The organism is Roseofilum sp. SBFL (assembly GCF_017746885.1).
Classification (GTDB): Bacteria; Cyanobacteriota; Cyanobacteriia; order Cyanobacteriales; family Desertifilaceae; genus Roseofilum.
This window is the reverse complement of the sequence record NZ_JAGHZH010000118.1, coordinates 1-6,244: the sequence shown is the minus strand read 5'-3', so window position 1 is coordinate 6,244 and position 6,244 is coordinate 1. Positions and strand designations below refer to the sequence as shown.

Annotated in this window: 8 protein-coding genes, 1 tRNA gene and 1 pseudogene; 5 read left to right on the top strand and 5 right to left on the bottom strand. The window is 47.3% G+C overall.

Annotated elements, in window-relative coordinates; translation table 11 throughout:
• Window positions 1–482: 482 nt before the first annotated feature.
• A tRNA-Val gene (locus tag J7545_RS12890) sits at window positions 483–555 on the bottom strand.
• 71 nt (window positions 556–626) lie between these two features.
• On the opposite strand from J7545_RS12890, the gene J7545_RS12885 reads away from it, so the two are divergent.
• From J7545_RS12885 to J7545_RS12865, 5 genes are all read left to right on the top strand, one after another.
• Window positions 627–1,226 carry a metal-binding protein gene (locus J7545_RS12885; RefSeq protein ID WP_318701982.1) on the top strand — a complete coding sequence of 200 codons (600 nt, stop codon included), beginning with the start codon at window positions 627–629 and terminating at the stop codon, window positions 1,224–1,226.
• 128 nt (window positions 1,227–1,354) lie between these two features.
• Window positions 1,355–2,176: a nucleoside triphosphate pyrophosphohydrolase gene (gene mazG, locus J7545_RS12880; RefSeq protein ID WP_318701983.1), complete on the top strand. Its 822-nt coding sequence runs from the start codon at window positions 1,355–1,357 to the stop codon at window positions 2,174–2,176.
• 77 nt (window positions 2,177–2,253) lie between these two features.
• Window positions 2,254–2,457 carry a DUF751 family protein gene (locus J7545_RS12875; protein ID WP_318701984.1) on the top strand — a complete coding sequence of 68 codons (204 nt, stop codon included), beginning with the start codon at window positions 2,254–2,256 and terminating at the stop codon, window positions 2,455–2,457.
• Between the two features lie 77 nt (window positions 2,458–2,534).
• Window positions 2,535–2,945, top strand: a complete 411-nt coding sequence (gene rbfA, locus J7545_RS12870) for a 30S ribosome-binding factor RbfA (protein WP_318701985.1) — start codon at window positions 2,535–2,537, stop codon at window positions 2,943–2,945.
• Between the two features lie 23 nt (window positions 2,946–2,968).
• On the top strand, window positions 2,969–4,540 hold the full coding sequence (locus J7545_RS12865) for a glycoside hydrolase family 3 N-terminal domain-containing protein (RefSeq protein ID WP_318701986.1): 1,572 nt from the start codon (window positions 2,969–2,971) through the stop codon (window positions 4,538–4,540).
• A 27-nt stretch (window positions 4,541–4,567) separates the two neighbouring features.
• On the opposite strand, the gene J7545_RS12860 is transcribed toward J7545_RS12865, so the two are convergent.
• The 4 genes and pseudogenes from J7545_RS12860 to J7545_RS12850 all read right to left on the bottom strand — a co-directional run bounded on the left by J7545_RS12860 (window position 4,568) and on the right by J7545_RS12850 (window position 5,886).
• Window positions 4,568–4,912, bottom strand: a complete 345-nt coding sequence (locus J7545_RS12860) for a DUF86 domain-containing protein (protein ID WP_318701987.1) — start codon at window positions 4,910–4,912, stop codon at window positions 4,568–4,570.
• A complete protein-coding gene (locus J7545_RS12855; protein WP_318701988.1) occupies window positions 4,899–5,216 on the bottom strand; it encodes a nucleotidyltransferase family protein in 318 nt (105 codons plus the stop codon). Before J7545_RS12855 ends, J7545_RS12860 begins: the two co-directional genes overlap by 14 nt.
• Window positions 5,217–5,377: 161 nt before the next feature.
• Window positions 5,378–5,428: pseudogene (locus J7545_RS24065) on the bottom strand (hypothetical protein); the annotation flags it as partial.
• Window positions 5,428–5,886: a hypothetical protein gene (locus J7545_RS12850; protein WP_318719640.1), complete on the bottom strand. Its 459-nt coding sequence runs from the start codon at window positions 5,884–5,886 to the stop codon at window positions 5,428–5,430. The gene J7545_RS12850 and the pseudogene J7545_RS24065, both read right to left, overlap by 1 nt.
• Between the last annotated feature and the right edge of the window lie 358 nt (window positions 5,887–6,244).

Here is a 6,244-nt window from a genome sequence, read left to right as displayed (position 1 = left end):
CACCGCCCACCTAAACGAGAGCAGTATGTTGATGGGGCGACTAGGATGGTTGCTTCCTACAGTGAGAATGATTGGTTCATTGTCGATGCAGCTATCCGGCAACATCTGGGAGACCCTCCTGCTCCTAGGATTACGACGTAAATCACGACGTGAATGAGCCATCAAGCTGAAGACCCTCCTATGGGGTCTTTTTTTTGTGAGAAAACTACCAGTCTGACATGAGGTAATCGGAATCATTCTATCACACCCTATGGTTTTCTCTTCATCCATAGAGAATTCTTATGTGATGGTCATGTGATTGATTTATTGATGAAATTCTATGGCAATGCTTTTATGGATAGATTTCCTCTATTTGTGCGACCTATTTACCCTGCACTGCTTTGGAGTGGTGTAGGATGATTTTAGGCAGATTTTAGGCAGAGCGCCTGCCTTACAAGCAGGATGTCGGTGGCGAAAGTTTATGTAGCGCAATGTTAGACGAATGGGCGGTACCGGGCTCGAACCAGTGACATCCTGCTTGTAAGGCAGGCGCTCTACCAACTGAGCTAACCGCCCCCATTTGACTCACAAGAACCTATTGTAGCAAACTGGATTAGATAACGCAAGCTTTTTGTGAATTAATTTTTATGCCTTCTGGTGCTACCCACGATCGCATTACCCTATGGAGTCTCCCCCTAGTGACTGGAGCAACTTTAGCGATCACCCGCAGTAGTGAGTTAACTCTATGGGTAGCGGGGGGATTTCTGTTTGGAGGATTGATCCTCAGTCCGGATCTGGATTTGCGATCGCGCCCCTTTCGGCGTTGGGGATGGTTTCGCTGGCTGTGGATACCGTATCAAAAGAGCTTACATCATCGCTCGTTTATCTCCCATGGTGTGCTGATTGGAACGGTGGTGCGGGTAATCTATTTGCTCTTTTGGATCGCTGTGTTCGGATTTCTCATTGGGGCGATCGCCGTTCAATTCTCTGCTATCGCTTGGGGTTGGACGGATTTAGGTGAATGGATCTGGAGGACTTTAAAAGAACATCGCTGGTCTGGATTAGCCCTATTTGTGGGATTAGAGCTAGGATCGATTAGCCATATTTTAGGCGATCGTATCGGTTCCACTTACAAACGCTATCAAAAATATGGCTGGTCTGGCCTATGGAAAAAACGCCCCACCCGTAAAAGTGCCCCCCGTCGTCGCTCCACCGCTCGTAAACCGACTAAGAGAAAACGGAAATAGTTTATGGTAGTAGGGGCGGGTTCTCCTAGATTTAGGTAACTCATCAGTTACTTTGGTAAACCCGCCCTAATTCCCATTACCAATTACCAATTACCCATTACCCATTACCCATTACCCATTACCCAAACATGAGTAATTCCGAATCATCGACCGCCTCCAGCTTAGAAGCCATGCAACGGCTGATTGAAGTCATTGCCCAGTTGCGATCGCCCTCTGGAGGGTGTCCTTGGGACTTAGCACAAACGCCCCAATCCCTGATTCCCCATGTGATTGAAGAAGCCTATGAAACCGTAGATGCCATTCGGGGAGGAGATCAAAAGGCGATCGCCGAAGAATTGGGGGATTTACTCATGCAAGTGGTTTTGCAAGCCCAAATTGCCCAAGAAAACGGAGACTTTACCCTCAAAGAAGTCGCTGATGGCATTAGTGACAAACTGATCCGTCGCCATCCCCATGTCTTTGCTGATATTGAAGTAGAAAGTGTCGAAGACGTTAGACAAAATTGGGAAGAGATCAAAGCGGCTGAAAAAGGAAAAGCCCCTAGCTTATTGACAAAACTTGAGCGATATGCATCAACTTTACCGCCCCTAACCGCAGGCATGAAAATCTCCAAAAAAGCAGCTTCTGCTGGTTTTGAATGGGATGATATTGAAGGGGTTTGGGGTAAATTTGAGGAAGAACTAGCTGAATTGAAACAGGCTGTCGCCCATGAGGATAAAGCCGCTCAACAAGGAGAACTCGGAGATGTGCTATTTACCCTGATTACTCTCGCTCGTTGGTTAGAGTTAGATCCATCGGAAGCGTTACACGGAACCTATGGCAAGTTTTTGAAACGCTTAACCATCGTTGATGCGATCGGCGATCGCCCCCTATCCGAATATACCCTAGACGAACTAGAGGAACTCTGGCAGCAAGCGAAAAAGAGTGAGGGAATGGGCAATAGGCAATAGGCAATCGGATTGTATCTACTCAAAGGCGGTAGAATAGGTAGAGACCTGTTCACTTTTGGCACTCTAAACTCGATCCCATGGGAGACTTCTTTCAGAACGTATCGCGCTATCCTCGGTACTTGATTACCTTTACGCTGGGTATTTTCTTCTTTTTATTCAAATCTGTCCAGCCGCTCTTTCGCACTCCCCTAACGGCGATCGCCACTTTGGGACTTCTAGTTTCCAGCTTAGTCTTCCTAACTCTGACATTACGGGCTATGCTAGGATTAGCTTCGGTGTGAAGATCGCATCAAACAAGATTCGGACTTTAGACCCGAGAAAATAACCGCTAATCACCCCAAAATGTGGAGGAAGTCTTATGGCTAACAGTCGTCGTGTCTCTCGCGTGTCCTCCCAAATTAAACGCGAAGTCGGCCAAATGTTACTTCATGGCATTAAAGATGACCGAGTAGGGGCGGGTATGGTCAGCGTTACCGATGTGGATGTATCTGGAGATCTGCAACATGCTAAAATTTTCGTCAGTATTTACGGTACGGAAGAAGCAAAAGCCGAAACCATGGAAGGATTGGAGTCTGCAACGCCCTATGTTCGGTATGAACTCGGCCATCGGATGCAGTTACGGCGCACTCCAGAGGTGGTATTTTTAGAAGATACCTCTTTGGAAAGAGGCGATCGCCTTTTGCATCTGATTAACCAGATTTCCCACGAGCATCATCCCCTCGAAGATGAGGACTCAGAAAGGATTGTCTCCGCTGAAGACAATGAGTAAAGCTGTCAGGCAGGTGTAGAGCAATGGTACATTCAACTTATTCTTTTCATCTGCCCGATCCAGCTTCTCTTTCCTTAGAACAACAGGTTGCCCAAATGGTAGTCATTCGGGCAAGTGGCTATTTATTCGATCATCAAATCCGCTACCCCGACTGGGAACCGCCCAATGACACCCTAAAAGCCTGGATTGCTCAGTGGGGCGTGGGTGGCGTAATTTTAGTCGGTGGAAGTGCGGCGGAACTGCACGATCGCATTAACCGTTTGCAGAGTTGGGCAACGTTTCCCCTATTGGTGGGTGCAGATGTGGAGGAAGGAGTGGGACAACGCTTTAGTGGCGCTACCCATTTTCCGCCTCCCATGGCACTGGGGGCGATCGCCGAAAAATCCCCCCAAGCAGCTCGCCACTATGCCCAACAGATGGGGGAAATGACGGCAAAAGAGGCGATCGCGATCGGCTTAAATTGGCTCTATGCGCCTGTGGTGGATGTGAATAATAATCCCCAAAATCCGGTGATTAATGTGCGAGCGTTTGGGGAAACACCGCAACGGGTGAGTCAATTAGCTGCCGCCTATATTGAAGGAGTTCAACCCTATCCGATTTTAACCACAGCTAAACATTTTCCCGGCCATGGAGATACGGCGGTAGACTCCCATTTAGAACTGCCGGTGCTTCCCCATTCGGAAGGGCGGTTAGCCGAGATTGAGCTACCCCCGTTTCAGGGGGCGATCGCCGCTGGAGTCGATAGTATTATGAGCGCCCATTTGCAGATTCGGGCTTGGGATGAGCAATATCCTGCCACATTATCCCCGAAAATTCTTACCCAGAAACTGCGCCAAGAATTAGGCTTTACCGGTTTAATTGTCACCGATGCTCTGGTGATGGGAGCCATTACCAAGCATTATGGCAATAACGAGGCAGCCGTTTTAGCCGTGCAAGCCGGTGCTGATATTCTGCTCATGCCCCACGATCCCCCAGGGGCGATCGCCGCCGTCTGTGCCGCTGTCAGAGCCGGAAAAATTGCCCCTGAGCGTATCCAAGCCTCCGTAGAACGCATTTTTCAAGCGAAACAAAAGGTTAAACCGAGACCAGATTCTCCGCAATTTCCCCAAAGTCTGGGCAACCCAAAAAACCGCCAATTAGTGCAGTGTCTCCTTCGAGATGCCCAGGAAACTGGTGGAAATCTGCCCCCCAATCCCCAAGGAGGATGTAATTTAATTGTTGTCGATGATGCCTTAGATTGTTCCGTATTGGCAAAACCCGCGCCTGCCATTCTGATTCCAGCAGCTAAGGGATATCGGTTGCAACTTGTAGACCGTCATACCCCCAGTTTATCCCCCCAAGGTCAAGAGCCAACCTTGTTACAATTGTTTGTACGTGGTCATCCCTTTCGTGGGAGTTCCACGCTGAATGAAACGGCGATCGCCTGGTTTGAAGCCTTGCTTAAAACCCATCATCTGCAAGCCTTGGTTATTTATGGCAGTCCCTATATCCTGGAAGTTCTGCGTCCCCAACTGCCCGATCATGTGCCCTATGTGTTCAGTTACGGACAAATGCCAGACGCGCAGGCGATCGCCCTGAAAACCCTAGGCTTTTGAAAGATCCCTCTTTAGTCATTCTAAGCATTAGGAGTCATCAGGAGGAATAAGAGGCTCTAAAACCCTGATTAATTCTGGTAGTGCATTCTGCACTGTCTGCCATATTGTCGCTAAATTTAAACGATCATATTCGTGAACAATCCGATTTCGCATTCCAATAATTTGATGCCAAGGAATATCAGGAACCTGCGCTTGAGACTCTTCAGAAATTCGGCGAGCAGCTTCCCCAATAATTTCAATTTGGCGAGTAAGGGCTGCTTGGCGCATGAGATCCGCTTCAAAATCTTCCCACGCAATACCTGAAGCAAAGTCCTGAGCTAACTTAGCTGCATTGAGCATATCTAGTAAGTAGTGAATCTCACGAGGTTGCATAAATCGTGTGAGTAGAACTTAAAATTGCTTTGCGCCGCAGATAATTTCGGCTTTGCTCAATTCCTTGACGTTCGACTAAATCAACATCTCTGGCAAATATTTTCCGTAACTCATCTTCCATATCCACCAAATGCAGCAACGTCCAACGGGCATCCTCGGCAAAAGAAACTAAGACATCAACATCACTATGATCGCGATCGAAATTTTCTTGTAAGACCGAACCAAATAATGCCAGTTCCGTAATCTTCCAGCGATCGCAGAACTGGGCAATTTGGCGATCGTCAATCGGAATTTGAATCGGCATAGCTTCAGGAGTGCGATCAAAACTTACATTTACCCTAACATAAGATAAAAACGAGTAGAGACAAGGTGTACCTTGTCTCTAGTCTACAACAACCAACTTTACTATTCCTTGGGGCGGCGATCGCACCAGCGATGGGTCACCTGATGACCCAAAACGCTTATTTAGCTTTGTTTACGCAGCTTTGCACCAGCAAACATTAAGCCGACGAGAGCTAAACCAGTGAGTGCAGTGGGTTCGGGAACCGGAACAGTAGCGACTTCTTCAAAATACCTTCTATAGCCATCCCATCATTGGTGCATTCAGCAAACAGATGAGCCACAAACTCACCGAGCATTTCTGGGGTTCTGGTGAAGCTAAAGCCAAAGGTTGTAGCTCCCAGCTTATTGTTACCAACTCCAAAAGCACCCCCAAAGTCTAAGCCTAAACCACTCAGTTGACTCTGATTCAACAGTTGGAAATTATCGTTTTCGACTTTAGTTCCAGACTTGATGGAGGTGGGAGCGCCACGGTTAGCCGTATAGAAAGAAGTTTCAGAGGCTTCTAGATCGCCGAAAGACTTGATACCCGCATTGCGATCTTGAATATTCTGACTGCGATTTTTGGTCTGATTGTAATGTTTGAGGAGAGAAAGAAACCCGTTTTGTACCAGAAGTTGGCAGATGAACAACAAAGTTGGCCAGAAACCGAGTGTCTAATCAGGTTGGCAAATATTCTAGAAGTTGTTCGCTCTTTTTCCCGTTCCCTGGCGAGTTTTTCTTAGTACAAGTCAGACAATCTGATCCTTTGTTTTTCGGCAACCTGTTTCATCTGTAGTTCAATGTCTGGAATGGCTGGAAATCGCAACCATTCTTCACGCAACAGGAGAACTTTATAGACCTCTACGTCCATATACCCCTCTTTTGTCACTCTGCCGAATCAAGTGAGAATTAAGTGAAGGGATTTATGCTGACGAAAAAAAGTATTGAAATTGATTGACACGGTGCAGCAATGGGTGAAGTGATGAGAGTAATTGCCAATCCGGAAAAACT

Bases quoted from the DNA above. Each gene is read 5' to 3' on its own strand.
- J7545_RS12855 (WP_318701988.1), bottom strand. From the start codon at position 5,216: ATGCCGATTCAAATTCCGATTGACGATCGCCAAATTGCCCAGTTCTGC.
- rbfA (WP_318701985.1), top strand. From the start codon at position 2,535: ATGGCTAACAGTCGTCGTGTCTCTCGCGTGTCCTCCCAAATTAAACGC.
- J7545_RS12875 (WP_318701984.1), top strand. From the start codon at position 2,254: ATGGGAGACTTCTTTCAGAACGTATCGCGCTATCCTCGGTACTTGATT.
- J7545_RS12860 (WP_318701987.1), bottom strand. From the start codon at position 4,912: ATGCAACCTCGTGAGATTCACTACTTACTAGATATGCTCAATGCAGCT.
- mazG (WP_318701983.1), top strand. From the start codon at position 1,355: ATGAGTAATTCCGAATCATCGACCGCCTCCAGCTTAGAAGCCATGCAA.
- J7545_RS12885 (WP_318701982.1), top strand. From the start codon at position 627: ATGCCTTCTGGTGCTACCCACGATCGCATTACCCTATGGAGTCTCCCC.
- J7545_RS12865 (WP_318701986.1), top strand. From the start codon at position 2,969: ATGGTACATTCAACTTATTCTTTTCATCTGCCCGATCCAGCTTCTCTT.